The following is a 19059-nucleotide window of genomic DNA, read 5'->3' as shown; positions in this document are numbered from 1 at the left end:
CAAGGCCCAGAAGGGCCCGCCACCACCAAGCGACAACGGCCCCTTGGCAGAAGGGGCCGAAGGGATGTGTTCACGCCATGGCCATGCCCGCCCCGCGGTTCTCCTTTCAGCCACCCTGTTTGCGGCGGGCCGCCTTGTGCCTGGCCGTCGCCTTCCTAAGCGTAACCTCCTGGGCCGTGACAGCCCTGGCCGCCAGCGATGATCCCGTCGATGCGGGCGGTCTGGCCATGCCCGGCGCGTCCGCCCCAGCCCCGACGCCGCTGGTGGTGCACGCCCTGAACCAAGGGACAGCACCCGCCTATGTGCTGAAGGTGCTGAAACTGGCCCTGGACAAAAGCGGCCGGCCCTATGTGCTGAAGGTCGACACCCACACCCTGCCCACCACGCAGGTGCTGCGCCTGCTGGAACAGCCGGACAACGGCACGGTGGATGTCTATTGGCTACCCACCGCGCCGGCGCTGGAGGCACACTTCCAGCCGGTGCGGGTGCCGCTGGACCGGGGGCTGATGGGCTATCGCCTGCTGGCGGTGAATGAGGCGGCGCAAGCCAAGATCAGCGCCGGCACGCCCCTGTCGCTGGCGCAGGGGCCTGGCTGGCCCGAAGCCCATCTGCTGCGCGCCGCCGGCCAGACGGTGCATGAGACGGCGGGCAACCTGTACAATGAGGTCGCCACCGGCGGTGCCGACGCCGTGCCGCGCAGCAGCCTGGACATCGACCAGGAGGTGGAACGGGCGAACGAGGCCGGCGTGCCGGTGACGGTGGCCCGCGACATCGCCCTGCTCTACCGCGACTTCTACCTCTACTTCTTCGTGGCCAAGCACAATGACCGATTGGCCGACATGCTGCAGGACGGGCTGTACCAGGCCTATGCCGACGGGTCCTTCATGGCGCTGTTCCGCAACGACCCGCAGATCCGCGCCGCCCTGGCCTATACCCATCAGGGCCGCCGGGTGCTGGCCCTGCCCAACCCCGACGCCACCACGCCCACCCGCGCCATCGCCGCCAGCCTGACCGAAAGCCTGGAATAGGCGCGGGTTACTCCACCAGCCCCATGGAGACGATGAAGACCAGGTAGAAAGTCAGCGCGAGCAGGGCCACCCACAGCAGCACCATGGTGCGCCATAGGGCGCCGAAGGTGCCGAGGCGGTAGGCGCCCTTCAGATGGGCGTACATGTGGACGGGCGGGACGAAGCACATGAGGCTGCCGATGGCAGCCGCCCCCAGCCCAGCGCGGGAGCCCAGGGCCGCCACCGCCGTCAGCACGGCCATGAAGGACAGGGAGTGCAGCGCGAAGACCACGTGGTCGTAGAGATAGACGCCGCGCTTGAACAGGAACATCAGCCAGATGAAGGGCACCGACAGCGGCACCAGCAGGAAGGACAGCTTGGATGCCGATTCCTTCATCTTGTAGAGCGTCAGCTCCGGATTGCGCAGGGCATGGCGGATGTGTTGCTCCAGCTTGGGCATGCCAAGATCGACGTCGAACATCTCCTTGGAATCGGCCAGGCGCTTGGCCGCCCGCGCCCAGGACGGCTCCTCCCCCGTCGCCGGTTCCTCGTCCGTGGCACCGAACAGCTTGGCCATCTGTTGCTGGCGATGCTCTTCCTTGGTGGGCTTAGGGGATTGGGCTTCGGGCCCAGCGGAAGACGCCGCCGCGCCGGGGGCGGTCGCGGGCGCCGGAGGCGCCGTGCTCTCCACCGGAACCGAAGCCGGGGCGCCGGACACCGCTTGTCCGGCCTTCTCCACCGCCTTCACGCCCGCGGCGGTGGCGGCGTCAAAGGCCTTCAGCACAGCCTCCGCCACCTTCAGTTCCTGTTGGCGCTTGTCGCGGCGGGCGATGGTCTTATCGACGTTGCCGCCATCCCGCCGCGCCTCGGCCAGATCGTTTTCCGCGTCCTGCAGTTCCGCCTTGGCGTCGTTCACCGCCGATTCCAGCTCCACCCGGCCGTCGGCCATGGTCCCGTGGTCCAGGTTCTTCAACGCGGCGCCGTTGATCGCCTTGCTGGGCGTATCGATGAAGGACAGGGAGAAGAACATGAGGAAGACGCAAAACAGGAACAGCGCCAGGGGCGAGACGTAGCGCACGCGGTGCCCGTGGACATAGTTGCGCGTCAGCTTGCCCGGCCGGAACACCAGCATGGGGAAGGTGCGCCAAACCTTGCTGTCGAAATGCAGGATGCCGTGGAAGAACTCTTCCGCGATGTGCAGCATGGACCGGTGAACGTGGCCCGGCTGTCCGCAGGCATGACAGTAGGCGCCGGTCAAATGCGCGCCGCAGTTGGCGCAACGGTGGTGCCCGTCCTCATGGCTGACGGCCGTATGGTGCCGTTCGCCCTCGATGGCCCTGGCCACCAGGCCGGCTTCCACCAGGCCGCCGGCCGCGTCGATCTCCCCGCTCATCCCCGCCCCCCAAGGCATACGCTCCGCCGCCGCGCGGCGCTGGCCCCCGCGGCTGCGCGGGGTCGGCCCGAGGATGCGGGCGGCTCGCTTTAATTGCAAGATTGACGGGCCGGCTTAAGGATTTAGGGGATGAAGTAGAAGGGATTGGCCAGCTTGAAGGTGCGCTCGGCGTGGCCGCCGGCCAGGTCGCTGTCCTGGTCGCCCATGTTGGCGATGATGGTGTAGCCCTGCGCCTCGATACGCGCCCGTTCCGCCGCCTTGTAATCCGCCGCCCCGCCATGGGCGCCAGGCGCGCGCAGCACCAGGCCGGCCCAGCCCTCGTACCCGGCGGCCGCCAGGTTGCGGGCGGTGGCCTCGCGCTCCGCCTCCGGCCGGCCGGTGATGAAGAAGACCGCGACGCCGGCCGCGCGCGCCTGGCGGTAAAGCTCCAGCGTCGGGGCGATCACGGTGGCGCGGCCCATCATCTCCCACGCCGGGGCGGCGCAGGGCCCTCGGTCCAGATCGCAGCCGCCGGCCTTGATGTAGCCGAAGTCGTTGATCTTCAGCTGCGGCCAGTTGCTGAGCGAGGTCTCGTCGATGTCCAGCACCAGGGCGGGGCGGGAACCGGCCGGCAGGGTGGTGGCACGCGCCTTGATCCAGGCCCCGGCCTCCCCCGCCACGCGCGCCAGGTCGCGGTCATAGGCGCCGCTGTCGTGATAGACCACAAGCTGGGTCTTCACCACGCCCAGGTTGGGCAGATCCGCCACCGGTGCCGCCTGGTTGGCGCAGCCGGCCAGGGTCGTCAGGAACAGGGTCAGAAACAGGACAAGGATGGGGGCGCGGACGAACATCGTTGCTCCTTCACGGGGCCGGGCAGGCGCAGCGGGTGTAGGCGTCCGCCAGGGTGTTATCCAGGGCGCAGAGATACAGGGCCTGGTTATCCGGGACCATGGCCGAGGCCTGGGGCCGGGCGACGCTGTAGATGCTGCGGTACAGCGCGCGGGCTGGGCCGCTGTCCCGGATATGGGCGATGATGGCGCGCAAGGCGTCGGGCGTCAGCGACTTGGCGCCCCAGGCCTGGGCGGTGTCATACTCGGGCACCCAGCGCGCCGTCTTCACGCTGGGGTGATCGCTGAGGTTGCTCAGGTAATAGGTGGTCAGGTGCGCGACCGAGCCGTCGGGGGCCGCCTGCCCCAGCTTGAACGAGGGGCTCTGCTGGTAGACCGGGCTGACGGCCGGGGTCACCAGCACGGGCACGCCGGCGCCCGGCGGCCCCACCAGGCGCAGGTCGTCCATATGGATGTGGCCGGCGAACAGCACCTTGATGATGTCGTGATACTGCGCCAGTTCCGCCTCGAACCGCGCCTCCATGCCGGGAGCGAACAGTTCCACGGGCGCGGTGCAGGCAGGTATCGGCTGGCCGGCCGCCACCGCCGCCTTGGCCGCCTTGGACCAGTTGTTGGCGGTGGCGAAGCCGTCGACGCCCGGCACCACGTGGGTGATCAGCCAGACGCTGTCGCCGGCCGCCCTGGCGTCGGCCAGGGCCTGATGCAGCCAGCCCAGGGTGGTGTCCTGGGGCGTGTCGTCGGGCCGGCCGCAGCTGTTCTTGTACTTGCGGGTCAGCATCACCGTGTCGAAGGACAGGATGCGCACGCCCTTCAGGGTCGGATGCGGAATGACGTAGTTGCCGGCCTGGCGCCAGTCACGCCCGATGCCGGCCTGATCGGCCCGGCCGTTCAGGGTGCGGCCGAAACCCTGGGTCAGCAGCGGCAGGGTATCGCCCAGGAACAGGCCGTTGGGCTGCACCGCGTAGTCGCCGCAATAGCTGTCGTTATTGCCCAGCGCCGTCAGCACCGGCACGCCGGGGAAGGTGCGGCGCAGCGTTTCCAGCAGGGTGGTGATCGTCTTCAGGGTGAAGGCGCGGTAAGCCGCCTCATCCCCCTTGTGCGCCGGCAGCGCGGCCTCGAACGTGTCGCGAAAGTCGTGGGCCAGCATGTCGCCGGTGTGCAAGACGTAGGCCGGGTGCGGCTGTGCCTGGCGCATGGCGTTGAGGGCGGAGCGCAGCACGAACCAGTTGCTGTCCCGGCCGAAGGGCGACAGGCGGCGGCCGGCCGTGCCGTCCAGGATGGCCGGCCAATCCTTGGTGGGCGCCGCGTCCAGCCGGGCGGCCAGACTGGCATCGTCCAGCGGGTTGAAATGCATGTCGCTGACGATCAGGAAGGGCGCCGATTCCCCCATCGCTCCCACCGGCTTGGTTGTGCCGGCCTGGGTCGCGCGGGCACCGGCGGCCCCCAGTAGCGACAGCCCCATCGCCACCACCACGGCCATGACCGGCCAGGTCCTTGCCTTCACCACCAACCGCCCCCTTGGTTTCGCAACTGCAGTATCGCGCCCCGTTGATGGCGGGCCATCCCCGCCCTGTCAATGGCCCCCTGCCGCCTTCCCGAAAAAACATGACCAATTGGACAGGATTTAACCGCGGCACCAATATTTATTTCGTGGAAATCCTTGGCGCTGCTGGTTGTATTCAGCCAGAAGGGCCGACACCGTTTCGTATTAACGCCGCGTTTCAACGCGACGGTCCTCAGAATTATGGCAGCAGCGCCACGATTCCCCCGAAGTTTTGCCACTATAGGTTTTTAGGTTTCCCGTCGTTCAATTTACGCGATGGGGATCGTGCCATGGGAAGCTGGAGAAGGGTCCGGCAGCGTCTGCCGCTGGTGATGGCGATTTGCTTGGCGCTCACCGCCTGTGACAGGGCGCCGGAGAAGAAGGAGATGGCGGCGATCCGCCCGACAGGTCCTGCGCCAGGGTCCAAGGAAGACTTCGTGGTGGGCTTCGGCGCATCCCCGCAGGGGCAGCAGACAATGCAGCGCAAGTACGTGGCCGTCAGCCACAGCTACACCTTGCGTCTGCCGGCAGACGCGGTGGAGGCCGTGCAGCGCCATCACTTGGAAACCTGCGTCAAACTGGGATGCGAAATCGTCGAGTCCCAGGTTAACCGCAATGGCACACGGGGCGGCGTCAACGCCCACACCAGCCTGCGCCTGCCGCCGTCAGCACTGCCCGCTTTCACCGCCGATCTGACCGCCCCGCCGGTGGAGGTAACCGCCCATTCCGAGACCAGCGAAGATAAGACGCTGGCCGTGCTGGATATCGACAAGCGGCTGGAAACCAAGATCGCCCTGCGGGAACGGCTTACCACCCTGCTGCACCAGACCAACACGAAGAACGTCGGCGACTTGCTGAATGTGGAACACACCCTGGCCCAGGTGCAGGGTGACATCGAAAGCGCCACCGCCCAGCGTGACTATCTGCGCACACAGACCGAGATGGTGAAGGTGGACATCCGCTATGAGGGGGCCCAAGCGGACGAGCCCAAACCCAACGGCGTGGACTGGCGTCCTCTGAAAAGCGCGTCTAAGGACTTCGGCGACATTCTGGTGGAATCCCTGGCCAACGTCATGACCTTCACCGCCCGTGTCCTGCCCTGGACGCCGGTGGCGCTGTTGGCCGGCTGGATGCTGCGGCTGGTATGGCGCCGCTGGCGGCGCAAGGCCGCCTAAGCCAGCTTGGCCACCAGCGACAGGGGCAGCAGTCTCAGGACCGGCGCCATATAGGCCCAGGGCCAGGCGGGGACGTAGGCCTTGGCCGGTTCCCGCTCGATGGCGCGCACCAGCAGGCGGCTGCCCACGTCGTCCGGAATGGCGAAGGGCAGGCGCTTGGCGCCCTCGTTCAGCTCGGTGCGGATATAGCCGGGCAGGATGCTGCTGACCCGGATGGGGCTGCGCAGCAGGTCGGCCTGGATCCCTTCGGTCAGGGCGGCCAGGCCGGCCTTGGTGGCGGCGTAGGTGGTCAGGTGTTTGGGTAGGCCGCGCAAGGCGCTCATGGAGGAGATGACCACTAGGTGGCCTTTGTTCCGGGTTCGGAATAACTCAAGCGCTGCCTCGCATTGCGCCAGCGCCGCCACGAAGTTGGTCTGGGCTGTGGCCAGGTTGTCGGCGAAGTGGCCGGTGCCGATGCGCCGGCCGGCACCGATGCCGGCATTGACGATGATGCGGTCCAGCCCGCCCATTTCGATATCGAAAGCACGAAAGGTTTCAAACACCGCCGCATGGTCGGTGACATCCAGCGGGCGGATGGCGACGCGGATGCCGGGATGGGCCCGCAGCAATTCGTCTCGCAGCGCCTCCAGCCTGTCGGTGCGACGGGCGCACAGGGCGAGGTCCCGGCCCAGGGCGGCGAATTCCCGGGCCATGCCCTGGCCCAAGCCGGAGCTGGCGCCGGTGATGAGGATGGTCTTGGCCGGCATCTTGGTTCCTCAGCGATAGGTCAGCAGGCCGTCGGGCCCGTCCAGGCCCGCCTGCTCGTTCAGGCTGGACAGCGACCAGCCCGCCCCCACCCGGCCCACGGCCCTGGATGAGGCCAGCAGCTTGGTGACGCCGCCGTTGACCAGGGCCCAGTGCACCTGGCGGGCGCCGGCGTCATCCAGGCCCAACACCGCCTGCACCGCCACCATGATGGGCCCGCCGGAGGTGAAGACCAGGACGGTGTTGCCCCGCTGGGCCGCCCGGGCCAAGCCGGCCAGCACACGGTTGCGGAACACCGGCCAGCATTCGGCGTAGTCGGCATCGTGCTGCCCGCCCATCCAGCGGGCCACCGCCTCGGCGAACAGGGCCTGGTAGGCGCGGCGGGGATCGGGCGCGGTGGCCAGTTCCGCCCTGAGCGCCGCGGCGTCGGCCAAATCGGGGCGATGGCAGGCGACCACGTCTGCCGGGTCGTACTCATTCAGGTCGGGATCGATGGACAAGGCCGTGCCGCCCCGGCCCATGGCCTCAAGGCAGGCGGCGGCGGTGTCGCGGTGGCGGTTCAGGCTGCCGCTGACGACGGCGATGTCCGCCGCCCCCAGCCGGGCGCCCAGTTGTTGGCCCACCACCCGGCCCTGGGCGACGCCCAGCGCCGACAGCCGGTCGTAATCATCCGCCCCGAAGGAAGCCTGGCCATGGCGGACAAGGTGCAGCGCCACCATGGGATCAGCGCCCCGCCCGGCGCAGAATGCGGCGGCAGCGCCAATCCAGGTAGGTTACCAGCAGCCAGAAGCGCTTGAACGCCGGGTTGCGGGTCTGGCGGTGGTGATAACGGTAGTAGATCTGCTGGGCAATGACGGCCAGGCGGAACAGGCCGAACACCTCATAGAAGGTCCAGTCCACCGCCTTGGCCCCCAGCCGGTCGCCCATGGCCGCCAGGTAGTGCGCCACCACCTGGTCCCGCGTCAGCATGCCCGGCAAGTGGGTGGGCTGGCGGCGGATGGAACGCATGAAGAAGTCGTCATCCGCCTGCACCCAGTAGGCCAGCGCCCCGCCCAGATCCATCAGCGGGTCGCCGATGGTGGCCATTTCCCAGTCCAGCACGCCAATGACGTGGGTGGGGTCGGCCGCGTCCAGCACCAGGTTGTCGAAGCGCCAATCGTTGTGGATGACACAGGCGGCGCTGTCCGCCGGCGTGTTGGCCGCCAGCCAGGCCCGCACCTTGGCGAAAGAGGGAACGTTCCAGGTGCGCGCCTTCTGGTAGCGGCCGGACCATCCCTCCACCTGGCGGCGGCAATAGCCGTCGCCCTTGCCCAAGGCCGACAGGCCGGCCGCCGCCGGGTCCACCCGGTGCAGGGCCACCAGCTTGTCCACCATGGCCAGGCACAGGCGGCGCACCGCATCGGACCCCATGTCCAGGCCGCGCGGCAGGTTGGCCCGGGGGATTATTCCGGCGATGCGTTCCATGACATAGAAGTCGGCGCCGATGACCCGGTCGTCCTGGCACAGCCCCACCATGGTGGGAACCCAGGGGAAGACGGGCTTCAGCGCCTGCTGCACCCGGAATTCACGCGCCATGTCGTGGGCGGACTTGGCCTTGGTGCCGGCGGGTGGCCGGCGCAGGATGAAATCACCCCCCGCCCCATCCTCGCCATAGGCCAGGCGGTAGGTCCAGTTGCTGGCCCCACCGGAGTACTGCGTCACGGCCGGCAGGCCCCGCAGGTCCGGCCGCCGTTCCTTCAGCCAGCGGTCGATCACGGCCGCGTCCAGATCCTCACCCGGCCGGACCGGGCCCGCCCGGTCGGTCACGGGGCGGGGCGGGGCGTCCCCCGCCACGGACGCCGCCGTCACCCGCGCGACCCGGGCGTGGTCGCGCCCGCCGGGGCTGGCGCGGCGCCGCTGCGCGACGGCGTGGCCATGCTGCGCGCCCGCTTGTCGATCATGGCAACGTACCAGGCGCGCGGCATCAGCCGCTTCATCAGCCAGAAGCGGCGGCCTTCCTTGTGCGGCAGCAGGTGGCATCGGCCCGCGGCCACGCCCTGGAACACGTACTCGGCCACATCCTCCGCCGTGATGCCGGGGCGGTTCAGCAGCTTGTCCACCCGGGCCCGCAGGCGCGGGTCGGTGGTGCGCAGGCTGCTGGCCAGGTTGGTCTTGAAGAAGGAGGGGCAGATGACGCTGACGCCGATGCCGCCGGGCGCCAGTTCGTGCTGCAGCGTCTCGGACAGGGACACGACGGCCGCCTTGGTGGCGTTGTAGGCGCTCATCGTCGGCATATCGAGCAGGCCGGCCATGGAGGCGGTGTTCACGAAGTAACCATGGCCCTGCGCCTTGAACATGGGCGTGAAGGCCTTGCAGCCCCGCACCACGCCCATCAGGTTGATGTCGATGATCCAGCGCCAATCATCCAGCGGCGTGTCGTCGATGTTGCCGGCCTGGGCCACACCGGCGTTGTTGACGACGATGTCCACCCCGCCCCAGCGCTGGGTCAGGGCCTGGGCGGCCGCGTCCAGCGCCGCGTCATCGCGCACGTCGCAGGGGATGGCGAAGGCGTCGGGCGCGATGGCCGACAGTTCCGCCACCGCCGCCGCCATGGCGTCGGGGTTGATGTCGCCCACGGCCACGCGCCAGCCGGCGCGGGCGTAGCGCTTGCCCAGCGCCAGGCCCAAGCCGCTGGCCCCGCCCGTGATGAAGATACGCCCGCCCTGGGGCCCCGTCTTCGGCGTGATGCCCATGCCCTCAACCCTCCCCTTATTTTCATTGGCCTTTGATCCAAGGATCAAAGGCCTCTCAATCGCCGGGCGCGGCCATCCGGCCGCTTGGCTTCCTCGTTTTCCGGCCCGCTCCGCTTCCCGGAAAACTCCGGCGGCCGCGGTCGCGGCCTACGCCGGCAAGAGCCGATGGCTCAAGCCGGTGTCTTTTTGTAGCCGCGCCTGGCCAGCTCGATACGGGCGATCATGGCCTTATGCACCTCATCCGGTCCATCGGCCAGGCGCAGGGACCGCGCCTGGGCGTAGAAGCCGGCCAGCGGCGTGTCGCCCGACACGCCGGCGCCGCCATGCATCTGGATGGCATCGTCCACCACCCGTTCCAGCACGCTGGGCGCCACCACCTTGATGGCGGAAATCTCGGTCAGCGCCGCCTGGGTCCCGACCTTGTCCATCTTCCAGGCGGCATAGAGGGTCAGCAGGCGGGCCTGGTCGATGGCGACGCGCGCCTCCGCCACCCGCTCGCGGTTGCCGCCCAGGTCGATCAGCGGCCGGCCGAAGGCGGTGCGGCTGGTGCCCCGGCGGATCATGAGGTCCAACGCCGCCTCCGCCGCGCCCAGGCAGCGCATGCAGTGATGGATGCGGCCGGGGCCCAAACGCCCTTGCGCGATCTCGAACCCCATGCCGGGGCCGGCGATCAGGTTGGATGCGGGCACGCGCACCCGGTCGAACACCACCTCGCCATGACCATGCGGGGCGTCCCAGGCGCCGAACACGGGCAGCATGCGCTCTATGCGCACGCCGGGAGTGTCCAGGGGCACCAGCACCATGGAATGCTGGTGATGGCGGTCGCGGCCCTCATCGGGCGTGCGGGCCATGACGATGGCGATGCGGGCACGGGGGTCGCCGATGCCGCTGGACCACCATTTGCGGCCGGTCACCACAACCTCGTCCCCCTCGACCACCGCCGTGGCCGCCATGTTGGTGGCGTCGGAGGAGGCCACCTCCGGCTCGGTCATGCTGAAGACGCTGCGGATTTCGCCGGCCAGCAGGGGCTTCAGCCACCGTTCCTGCTGCTCACTGCTGCCGTACCGCCACAGCACCTCCATATTGCCGGTGTCGGGGGCGTTGCAGTTGAACACCTCCGGCGCCATCAGGCTGTGGCCCGTGGCCTCGGCGATGGGGGCGTATTCCAGGGTGCTGAGGCCGGCGCCCAATTCCGGGTCGGGCAGGAACAGGTTCCACAGGCCCTCCGCCTTGGCCCGGGCCTTCAGCTCCTCCATCTTGGGCGGCACGCGCCAGGCGGTCCAGTCGGGGCCGTCATGGGCGGCGACGTCGCGCCAGTACTGCGCCTCCACCGGGGCGATGTGGTCGGCGATGAAGCGGCGGACACGGTCCAGGTAATCCTGGCCGCGGGCGCTGGGCTGGAAATCCATCGGCGTTCTCTCCCTTTGTTGGGGCGGAGTGTAGCGCCGGATTGACATGAACGGATGGGAAGTTTATGCGCGATAAACCATGAATGATGTTCATGATATCCGCCTGCTTTCCCGGTTGGACCTGAACCTGCTGCGGGTGTTCGACGCCGTCTACCGGGCGCGCAGCCTGACACGGGCGGCGGATGAGCTGGCGCTGTCGCAATCGGCCGTCAGCCACGCCTTGGCCCGCCTGCGCGACCAGCTGGGCCCGCACCTGGGAATGGGGCCCACGGGCGCCGGAAACGAACCGCTGTTCCCCCGCGACGGCCGGGGCGTGGCGCCTTCCGCCCTGGCCCGCCGCCTGGCCCCCCGGGTGCGCGAGGCGCTGGCGGCCCTGGGCCGGGCCCTGGCCGACGCCCAGGATTTCCAGCCGGACCGCGATTTGCGCCAAGCCGTCATCGCCATGCCGGAAGCGGTGGAGCCCGCCCTGCTGCCGGCCATGATGGCCCGCCTGCGCCGGCACCTGGCGGAAGGCTCCAGCCCCCGGCTGGATAGCGTGCGGCTGGACCGGGCCACCATGAAGGCCGACCTGGCGCGGGGCCGCATGGACCTGGCGGTGGATGTGACCCTGGCGCCCGACCCCGACCTGCGCCACCTGCCGCTGTTGAGCGACGACTACTGCCTGGTCGCGGCCGCGGGCCATGCCCCCGTTGATCTGGAGCGATATATGGCGGCGGCGCACATCGCCGTCTCCTCCCGCCGCAGCGGTCCGGCGGTGGAGGACTACGCCCTGTTGCGCCTGGGCATACAGCGGAAAATTTCGCTGCGCTGCCAACGGTATGAGACCGCCTGCCGCGTGGTAGCGGAAGCGGGCCTGAAAGGCGGCGGCCTGCTGCTGACCATGGGCCGGCACCACAGCCAGCCGCTGGTGGACGGCAGCCGGGGGGCCCTGGTCACCCTGCCCCTGCCTCTGGACATGCCGCCATTGGCGTTTAATCTCTATTGGCATCGTGCCAGTGACGATGACCCCGCCAACCGCTGGCTGCGCGACGTTCTGCGCCCGACCTGACGGGCCCCATTTTCGGCCAAGGACCATACCCCATGCCGCGATCCCCGCACCAAACCGCCCATCACCGGTCGAAGCTGGCCATGTCTCTGGCCGTCGTCGCCCTGCTGGCATTCGGCGGAGGCGCGGGTCCGGCCTGGGCCGACAACGCGTCCGACCTGGCCGTGGCGCGGCTGGCCATGGCCCGGCACGACTACGCCGGGGCGCTGCCCACGCTGACCCAGCTGGCGGGCCAGGGCGACGCCGGCGCCATGGTGGAGCTGTCCAAGATTTATGGTCAGGGCCTGGGCGTGGCCGTGGACCAGGACAAGGCCCTGGCCTATCTGCGCCAGGCGGTGGAGAAGGGCAACGCCCAGGCCCAGGTGGGGCTGGCCGTGCTGTACGATCAGGGCAGCAACGGCCTGCCCAAGGACCCGGCGGAGGCCGCGCGCCTGTACAAGCTGGCGGCCGACCAGGGCAACGCCCGCGGCCAGGTCAGCCTGGGCTGGCATTACGAGAACGGCAGCGGCGTGCCCAAGAACGTGGCGGAGGCGGTGCGCCTCTACACCCTGGGCGCCCGCCAGGGCGACCCCGCCGGCCAGACCAACCTGGGCTGGATGTACCAGAACGGCGCCGGCGTGCCGCCCAACCCGACGGAGGCGGCGCGCCTGTACAAGCAGGCGGCCAGCCAGGGCTTCGTCCGCGCCCAGGGCCAGATGGGGGCCATTTACCTGGCCGGCGTGGGCGTCGCCAAGGACCCGGTGGAGGCGGCGCGCTGGAACATGATGGCGGCGGAACGCGGCTGGGTTCCCGCCCAGTTCGCGCTGGGCTTCCAGTACCGCCAGGGCGAGGGTGTCGCGCACGACGACGCCCAGGCGCTGCACTGGCTGCGCAAGGCGGCGGACGGCGGCGAACAGGGCGCCATAGCCCTGCTGGCGCAGATGTACGAGAACGGCGACGGCGCGCCCAAGGACCCGGCGGAGGCGCGGCGCCTGTGGGCCAAGCTGCCCCCCGACCAGCGGCCGGGGCCCACGCCACAGTGACGGTGACAAGCTATCCGGCCTTGCACCACCGTCCGGCCCATGGCACGTCTGGCATGTGCAATGTTGCACCAATGGGCGATGCCGTGGGGGCGATCAAATGGGCCGGCGGAACTACCACCCTTTCCTTATGCGCGCTCTATCGCCCGCCCTGACGGCCGTGGCCCTTGGCGCCATCCTGCCCGCCTGGGCGGCAACGGCAGAAGCCGCCAAGCCCCAGACCCCGGTCCCCCAGACCCCGGTCATCGAGGGCCTCTCCTTGCAGGAAGTGGTGGATGCCATCCCGGCCATGACGGAAGCGGCACGTCAAGGCGACACCAATGGCATGGTCTTCCTGGGCTTGGTTTATGACGCGGGCCAGGGGGTTTCGGTCGACCACGTCAAGGCGGCAGCCCTGTTCCGTCAAGCCGCCGATGCGGGCAGCGCCGATGGGCAGGCTCTACTGGCAGCGCACTATGTCGATGCCAGCGGGGTTGAACGCAACCTGGCCGAAGCAGTCCGTCTTTACAAACTATCCGCCAACCAAGGCAATATCCTGGCCGAGACCAAGCTGGCCAAGATGTACCAGCTGGGCGAGGGCACCGGGCGCGATCTGGCCGAGGCCACGCGCCTGAACCGACTGGCCATCGCCGGCGGATCGGCCGAGGCGGCGCTGGATCTGGGCGTGCAGTACTCCAATGGAGAAGGCGTGCCCCGCGACATGGCCGAGGCCATGCGCCTGTTCCGTCAGGCAGCGGAACAGGGCTTTGCCATGGCCCAGACCCGGCTGGCCATCGCCTATCTGGAAGACCCCCAGGTGCCGCATGACCCGGCGGAGGCGGCCAAATGGCTGCAGCTATCGGCGGAAAAGGGTGACGCCACCGCCAGTGCCATCCTGGCCGATCTGTATTTCCAGGGGCGGGGAGTGCCCAAGGACCCAGCCCGGAGTTTCCACTGGGCCCATCTGGCCGCCGACCAGGGCAACACCCGCGCCCAGTTCCTGACCGGTCTGCTTTATATCCAGGGCCTGGGCGTCGCCAAGGATGAAGCGCAGGGCATTCTATGGTGGCGCAAGGCTGCCGAGAACGGGCAGGCGATGGCGCAATCGGCCATGGGGCGCCTATACAAATCAGGTTTAGGGGTCGAGAAAGATCCCCAGCAGGCGGTCCGCTGGCTGCGCTTGGCCGCTGACCAGGGGGAACCCATGGCCACGGCCTTGCTGGCCGCCATGTACGCGCAAGGCGACGGGATACCCCAAGACACGGCGGAGGCCGCCCGGCTGCGCGCCAAGCTGCCGCCCGCGCCCCAGTGACGTGGGTCATCCCGGCGGGTGCCGGGAATTGGCCAGCAGGTCGACACGGGACATGCGCACGATGTGTTCCGGCGCTTCCGTCCAGCCGCCGATCAAGTCGCCGGCGATGAAGTCGGCGCCCACGCGGTCCACCAGCCCTTCCGTCTCCACCGAGTCCACGCCCTCGACATAGAGTTTCAGGTGATGGCGCCGGGCCTCGGCCCCCACCAGGCCCAGGTCGGTCGCCACCCGTTCCGGGCTGAGACGCTCCGCCCCGGGGTGGTCAATGGCCGTCCTGTCCCCGGCGCCGGGCAGGATGACGCCTACGCCCTTGACCCCCGCCGCGGCCAGCGTGCCCATGTCCTGGCGCCCCAGGGCCACGCCCACCATCAGGTTGCGGCCAAAGGGGCGCAGGGCGGTGACGAAGTCCGCCAGCCGCCCGGTGGGCGTGCCCTCGGGCAAGCCCACCAGGTGATAGGTCAGGAAAGGGACGAGGTGGGCCGGGATGCGGCTGGCCAGCGCCACGTAGGACCGGCGGCGCTGCACCCCGGCCAGCGTTTCGTAATGCACGGGCAGCGACAGGAAGAAGCGGAAGCGGTTGTCGTAGAGTTCCAGATAGGCGGCGATGGCCTGGCGCATCGCTTCCTCATCCAGGTCCAGAATGGCGTTCAGGGTTTCGGCCGACAGGGTCCCGCCGCCCGCCGCCTGGGGGCCCGCCGCCTGGGGGATGGTGTCGTAGCCATAGACGGCCTGCCCGCCCCGGCGCATGCGCCGCCCCCGGGTGATGTACAGGCACAGCGCCTGGTGGTTGGCGTCCCAGACCGGGCGGTAGACGATTTCCAGCGGTCCCAGCTGGCCATGCGCCGCCCAGGCGGCCGTCACCTCGCCCTGGCGGAAGCCGGACGCGCCCGTCCGGCCGCCCTGGCTGGGCAAGGGCATCCAGCCGGGATCGCCGGAGCCGCCGGCCGTGCCCTGGATGAGGGTGCCGCCCCCGCCACGGCCTGGCGCGCCGTGCAAATCGGTCCAGCCGGGCGCGGCCTTTCCCGACGCTGGTGCCCCCTCCCCCCGCCCCTTGGCCAAGGCCTCGGCGCGGGCGGTGCCGGCCAACAGGTCTGCCAGGCGATGGGGCTTCAGCACCAGGTCGCCCGTGACTTGGCGTACGGCGGTGCGCACCACGATGGTGGCGGTGTCGGCATCGCCCAGAAGCAGGCGCTGCAGGTCCTGCAGCACGCGGGCGCAGAGCAGGCCGGCCGCGCGTTCGTCCATCTGGGCGAAGACCACCAGATAGGTGTCGGGGCCATAGGGAAACACCACGTCGCCAGGGCCCAGCGACTGGTTCAGCAGGCGTTCGGCCAGCTGGTGCACGCGGTCGCGTACCGGAGGCCAGCGGGACCCCAGCTTTTCCTTCAAGCTTTCCAGGCCCAGAAGCTGGACCGTTCCGGCACTGACCCGCGCCTGATGCTCCAGGATGGCGCCCAGCCTGTTCTGGATATCGTCCGGGCCCGCGTCCGGCGTAATGGGTTCGACGGCGCCCGGACGGGCGGGACGGGCAGGTGCCGCCGGCTGCTCACCCTCCCCCAGCCACCAGGTCGCAATTTTGTTGATCAGATTTGGCATGCCGCCGCCAACACTCCCGTTCGCACAGCGCCGAATGGCTATGGTGCCGCTACCGCAGGCCGGGGAGAACTCGCACGATCGGGGTACCCCGCTGGGGCAGGTGGCCTCAAGCGCCGCTGGTTTCCGCCGCTGCCGCCGTCTGCGGAGGATCCGCATCCCGCCGGCCAACCCGTGTTTCGGATCCAAAATAGATGACCAGCAGGAGTGAGGCCGCCATCAGGCCGCAAATGGCCAGCGCCAGGGTTCCCAGGCCCGGCACCAGCGCCGCGATGGCCAGGCACTGGGTCACCAGGCCGCCGGCCTTGCTGCATCCGGCGACCCAACCGGTGGCGCGGCCGCGCAGGCCCACGGCGTAATTCTCGGCCGTGTAGGGCAGCAGCACGGCCAGGATGCCGTTGCTGCCGACGATCAGCAGCGCCACCGGCGCCACCACGTCCAGCAGGCCGGCCCCGTCGCCCAGGCGCATGACGCCGCCCAGGCCGGCGATGGCGACGATGATCATCAGCGCCAGCGTCCACTTCGTGCTCCAGCGGAAATAGAGCAGCGCCGCCACCGCGATGGTCGGGCAAGCGATAAGGGCGGACGCCGCCAACAGGCGGCTGGACACGACCACATCCATGCCCCGGGCCGTCAATTCGGCCGGCAGCCACAGCAGCAGCCCGAAATTGGTGAAGCTCCACGCCAGGGCGGTGACCGTCAGGGCTAGGGTGCGGCCGCTGAGGAAGTGAGTCTCGCCCCCCTTGGACGCGGGCGCGCCCTCCGCCTCGCGCGTCAGGGCGGCGCCGAAGCGGGCCAGGGTGCGCTCCGCCTCGCGCAGGCGGCCACGCAGCAGCAGGAAATGGGGTGATTCCGGGATTTGGCCGTTGAGAAAGACCAGGATCAAGCCCGTGGGCAGGTTCAGCAGCCACATGATGCGCCAGCCATACAGGGGCTGGAGCAGGGCCGACAGGCCGCTGGCCGCCAGGTAGCCGCCAATGCCCCCCAAGCCACCCACCAGCACCAGGTTCCAGCCGCGATGGCGCAGCGGCATGGTTTCCGCCAGCAGCGCGTAGGCCACCGGCAACATGCCCCCCGCCGCCGCGCCCATGAGGAAGCACATGGCCACGTTCCACCAGAAATCGGGCATGGCGCCGCAGATGGAGGTGCCGACGAACATGACGGAAGACAGCAGGATGGAAGCGCGGCGGCCATAGACATCGGCCAGCGCGCCCCAGATCAAGGAGCCCACGACCGTGCCGGCCAGCGCGGCCATGGGCAGCCAGGCCACGGTCATCTTGTCCACGCCGTATTCATCGCGCATGCCGGGCAGGACGAAGCCCAGGCTGGCCGGCTTCATGACGTCGATGACCAGGGCCACGACGATGACCGCCATCAGCCGCCAGTGCGCCGCGCGCAGCGGACCGTCGTCATGCACCACGGCGAGGTCGACGGCCGCCACCGCCGTCCTCCGCGGCAGCAGCCCATAGGCGGCGATGAGGACGCCTACGACGATCAGGCCCATGCCGATGGTCATGCCCATGTCCATCGGCATGTCGGCCAGGCGATAGCCGACGTCCTTGGCCATCAGGAACATGGGCAGGTGCAGGACCACGCCCAGGGTCACCACGGCGCACCCGACCCAGAAGGCCAGCACCGCCCGCCGGTCGGCCAACACCCTGTCCCCGTCCCCGGGACCAGTCTCGAACAACGACGCCACCCGAACCACCTTGCCGGAGAAAAGGAAGCGGCCCGTCCCTACCCTGGCGCGCCATCCAACCTATAGCTGTGAGCGCTATCAACCGCCAGAAGGAAGGCTCAGCGGCCGGTCGCTTTCCATACGCCCTCCATCTCCTCCAGGCTGCGGCCCTTGGTTTCGGGGACGAAGCGCCAGACGAACAGGCCGGCCAGGATGCTGAAGGCACCATAGAGGTAATAGGCGAAGCCGTGGTTGAACATGGCGTTCAGCGCGGCGTTGCCGTCCAGCACCTTGAACGACCAGGACACTACCCAATTGGCGATCCACTGGGCCGCCACCGCGATGCTGAGCGCCTTGCCCTTGATGGGGTTGGGGAAGATCTCCGCCAGCAGCACCCAGACGACGGGCCCCCATGAAAAGGCAAAGCCGGCGACGTAGACCACCACCGCCACCAGCGCGCCGATGCCCATCTGGTGCAGGTTCAAGAGGAAACCCAGGGCCAGCATGGCGACCGCCATAACGGCAGAACCGGCGATCAGCAGCGGCTTGCGTCCCAGCCGGTCCACCGTGACCATGGCCACCAGGGTGAACACCACATTGGCCGCCCCCACCACCACGGTCTGCAGCAACGCGCTGTCGGTGCCCGCCCCCATGTTCTCGAACATCAGCGGGGCGTAATAGAGCACGGCGTTGATGCCCACCAGCTGCTGGAACAGCGACAGCATGATGCCCACCGCCAGCACCAGGACGCCGTAGGCCAGCAGGCGGTCGGTATGCTGCACCAGGCTGCCCTCGATCTCCCGCCGGGTGAGGGCGGCCTCGGCCGGGCCCATCAGCCGTGTCAGCGTGGCCTCCGCCTCCGCCGTGCGGCCCACCTTGATCAGCCAGCGCGGCGTGTCGGGCACGAAGGCCAGCAGCACCAGGAACAGGGCGGCGGGCAACGCCTCCGATCCCAGCATCCAGCGCCAGCCGACGCTGTTCAGCCAGGCGGTGTCGCCCTGGGCGGCGATGGCCCAGTTCACGAAATAGACGCCGGCGATGCCCAGCACGATGGCCATCTGGTTGAAGGAGATGAGGCGGCCGCGGGCGTGCGGCGGCGCGATCTCCGCGATGTACAGCGGCGACAGCATGCTGGCGATGCCCACGCCGACGCCGCAGATGACGCGATAGATGATGAAGGGCGTCAGTGCCGCCGGCCCCATGCGGCCGACGGTGCCCAGCCCCAGTTCCGGCAAGGCCGACCCGATGGCGGAGACCAGGAACAGCACGGCCGCCAGGAACAGGCCGCGCTTGCGCCCGAAGCGATCGGCCATCCAACCGGCGATCATGCCGCCGAAGATGCAGCCGATGAGGGCGCTGGAGATGGTGAAGCCCGACAGGCTGTCGCGCGCCGTGTCGGCCAGGCCCAAGGGGTCGATGAAGTTGGCGTCGATGGACTTCACGGCACCCGAGATGACGGCGGTGTCGTAGCCGAACAACAGGCCGCCCAGGGTGGCGACCAGGGTCAGCATCACCACCAGGCCAGAGCCGGCATGCGCGTCATGCCCGCCCTTAAGTCTCACATCACTGGCCATGACAGTCCTCCCGCGCGGGATCGGTACCC

The 19059-nt window shown here is 69.3% G+C and carries 16 protein-coding genes; 5 read left to right on the top strand and 11 right to left on the bottom strand.

Going from position 1 to position 19059, the window contains the following annotated elements; genetic code table 11:
* Positions 1–77 precede the first annotated feature (77 nt).
* Positions 78–1028, top strand: coding sequence for a hypothetical protein (locus tag FBZ89_RS14915; RefSeq protein WP_145750759.1), 951 nt, complete (start codon positions 78–80; stop codon positions 1026–1028).
* A 7-nt stretch (positions 1029–1035) separates the two neighbouring features.
* Here the strand turns inward: FBZ89_RS14915 and FBZ89_RS14910 are convergent, their stop codons facing one another.
* From FBZ89_RS14910 to FBZ89_RS14900, 3 genes are all read right to left on the bottom strand, one after another.
* Positions 1036–2400, bottom strand: a complete 1365-nt coding sequence (locus FBZ89_RS14910) for a DUF3667 domain-containing protein (RefSeq protein ID WP_186457377.1) — start codon at positions 2398–2400, stop codon at positions 1036–1038.
* A gap of 122 nt (positions 2401–2522) precedes the next feature.
* A complete protein-coding gene (locus FBZ89_RS14905; protein ID WP_145750757.1) occupies positions 2523–3230 on the bottom strand; it encodes an HAD family acid phosphatase in 708 nt (235 codons plus the stop codon).
* A gap of 10 nt (positions 3231–3240) precedes the next feature.
* Complete coding sequence (locus FBZ89_RS14900) at positions 3241–4734, bottom strand: metallophosphoesterase (RefSeq protein WP_145750756.1); 1494 nt, start codon at positions 4732–4734, stop codon at positions 3241–3243.
* A 422-nt stretch (positions 4735–5156) separates the two neighbouring features.
* Between FBZ89_RS14900 and FBZ89_RS14895 the strand changes: the two genes are divergently transcribed.
* Positions 5157–5945, top strand: coding sequence for a DUF4349 domain-containing protein (locus FBZ89_RS14895; protein WP_186457376.1), 789 nt, complete (start codon positions 5157–5159; stop codon positions 5943–5945).
* Here the strand turns inward: FBZ89_RS14895 and FBZ89_RS14890 are convergent.
* From FBZ89_RS14890 to FBZ89_RS14870, 5 genes are all read right to left on the bottom strand, one after another.
* Positions 5942–6691 (bottom strand): SDR family oxidoreductase, encoded by a 750-nt coding sequence (locus FBZ89_RS14890; RefSeq protein WP_145750754.1) that lies wholly within the window; start codon positions 6689–6691, stop codon positions 5942–5944. The two genes, FBZ89_RS14895 and FBZ89_RS14890, sit on opposite strands and share 4 nt — an antisense overlap.
* 9 nt (positions 6692–6700) lie before the next feature.
* The gene (locus FBZ89_RS14885) at positions 6701–7408 is read right to left on the bottom strand and encodes a histidine phosphatase family protein (protein ID WP_145750753.1); all 708 of its coding nucleotides are present in this window, start codon (positions 7406–7408) and stop codon (positions 6701–6703) included.
* A 4-nt stretch (positions 7409–7412) separates the two neighbouring features.
* Positions 7413–8537: a phosphotransferase family protein gene (locus FBZ89_RS14880; protein WP_246172227.1), complete on the bottom strand. Its 1125-nt coding sequence runs from the start codon at positions 8535–8537 to the stop codon at positions 7413–7415.
* Complete coding sequence (locus FBZ89_RS14875) at positions 8534–9421, bottom strand: SDR family oxidoreductase (RefSeq protein WP_145750752.1); 888 nt, start codon at positions 9419–9421, stop codon at positions 8534–8536. The genes FBZ89_RS14880 and FBZ89_RS14875 overlap by 4 nt, the downstream gene beginning before the upstream one ends.
* 170 nt (positions 9422–9591) lie before the next feature.
* Positions 9592–10830, bottom strand: coding sequence for an acyl-CoA dehydrogenase family protein (locus tag FBZ89_RS14870; RefSeq protein ID WP_145750751.1), 1239 nt, complete (start codon positions 10828–10830; stop codon positions 9592–9594).
* 79 nt (positions 10831–10909) lie between these two features.
* Between FBZ89_RS14870 and FBZ89_RS14865 the strand changes: the two genes are divergently transcribed.
* The 3 genes from FBZ89_RS14865 to FBZ89_RS14855 all read left to right on the top strand — a co-directional run bounded on the left by FBZ89_RS14865 (position 10910) and on the right by FBZ89_RS14855 (position 14185).
* The gene (locus tag FBZ89_RS14865; protein ID WP_145750750.1) at positions 10910–11878 is read left to right on the top strand and encodes a LysR family transcriptional regulator; all 969 of its coding nucleotides are present in this window, start codon (positions 10910–10912) and stop codon (positions 11876–11878) included.
* Positions 11879–11910: 32 nt separating this feature from the next.
* Positions 11911–12897 carry a tetratricopeptide repeat protein gene (locus FBZ89_RS14860; RefSeq protein ID WP_145750749.1) on the top strand — a complete coding sequence of 329 codons (987 nt, stop codon included), beginning with the start codon at positions 11911–11913 and terminating at the stop codon, positions 12895–12897.
* Between the two features lie 97 nt (positions 12898–12994).
* Complete coding sequence (locus tag FBZ89_RS14855) at positions 12995–14185, top strand: SEL1-like repeat protein (protein ID WP_145750748.1); 1191 nt, start codon at positions 12995–12997, stop codon at positions 14183–14185.
* A gap of 6 nt (positions 14186–14191) precedes the next feature.
* On the opposite strand, the gene FBZ89_RS30900 is transcribed toward FBZ89_RS14855, so the two are convergent.
* The 3 genes from FBZ89_RS30900 to xylE form a co-directional block, all read right to left on the bottom strand.
* Positions 14192–15781: a hypothetical protein gene (locus FBZ89_RS30900; protein ID WP_186457375.1), complete on the bottom strand. Its 1590-nt coding sequence runs from the start codon at positions 15779–15781 to the stop codon at positions 14192–14194.
* A gap of 106 nt (positions 15782–15887) precedes the next feature.
* Positions 15888–17477 (bottom strand): MFS transporter, encoded by a 1590-nt coding sequence (locus FBZ89_RS14845; RefSeq protein ID WP_211115240.1) that lies wholly within the window; start codon positions 17475–17477, stop codon positions 15888–15890.
* A 98-nt stretch (positions 17478–17575) separates the two neighbouring features.
* On the bottom strand, positions 17576–19030 hold the full coding sequence (gene xylE / locus FBZ89_RS14840) for a D-xylose transporter XylE (RefSeq protein ID WP_145750747.1): 1455 nt from the start codon (positions 19028–19030) through the stop codon (positions 17576–17578).
* Positions 19031–19059 lie beyond the last annotated feature (29 nt).

This window comes from Nitrospirillum amazonense (genome assembly GCF_007828045.1).
In the GTDB taxonomy this organism is placed as follows: Bacteria; Pseudomonadota; Alphaproteobacteria; order Azospirillales; family Azospirillaceae; genus Nitrospirillum; species Nitrospirillum amazonense_C.
The sequence above is the reverse complement of the archived record's forward strand: the minus strand, read 5'-3'. Positions and strand labels throughout refer to the sequence as shown.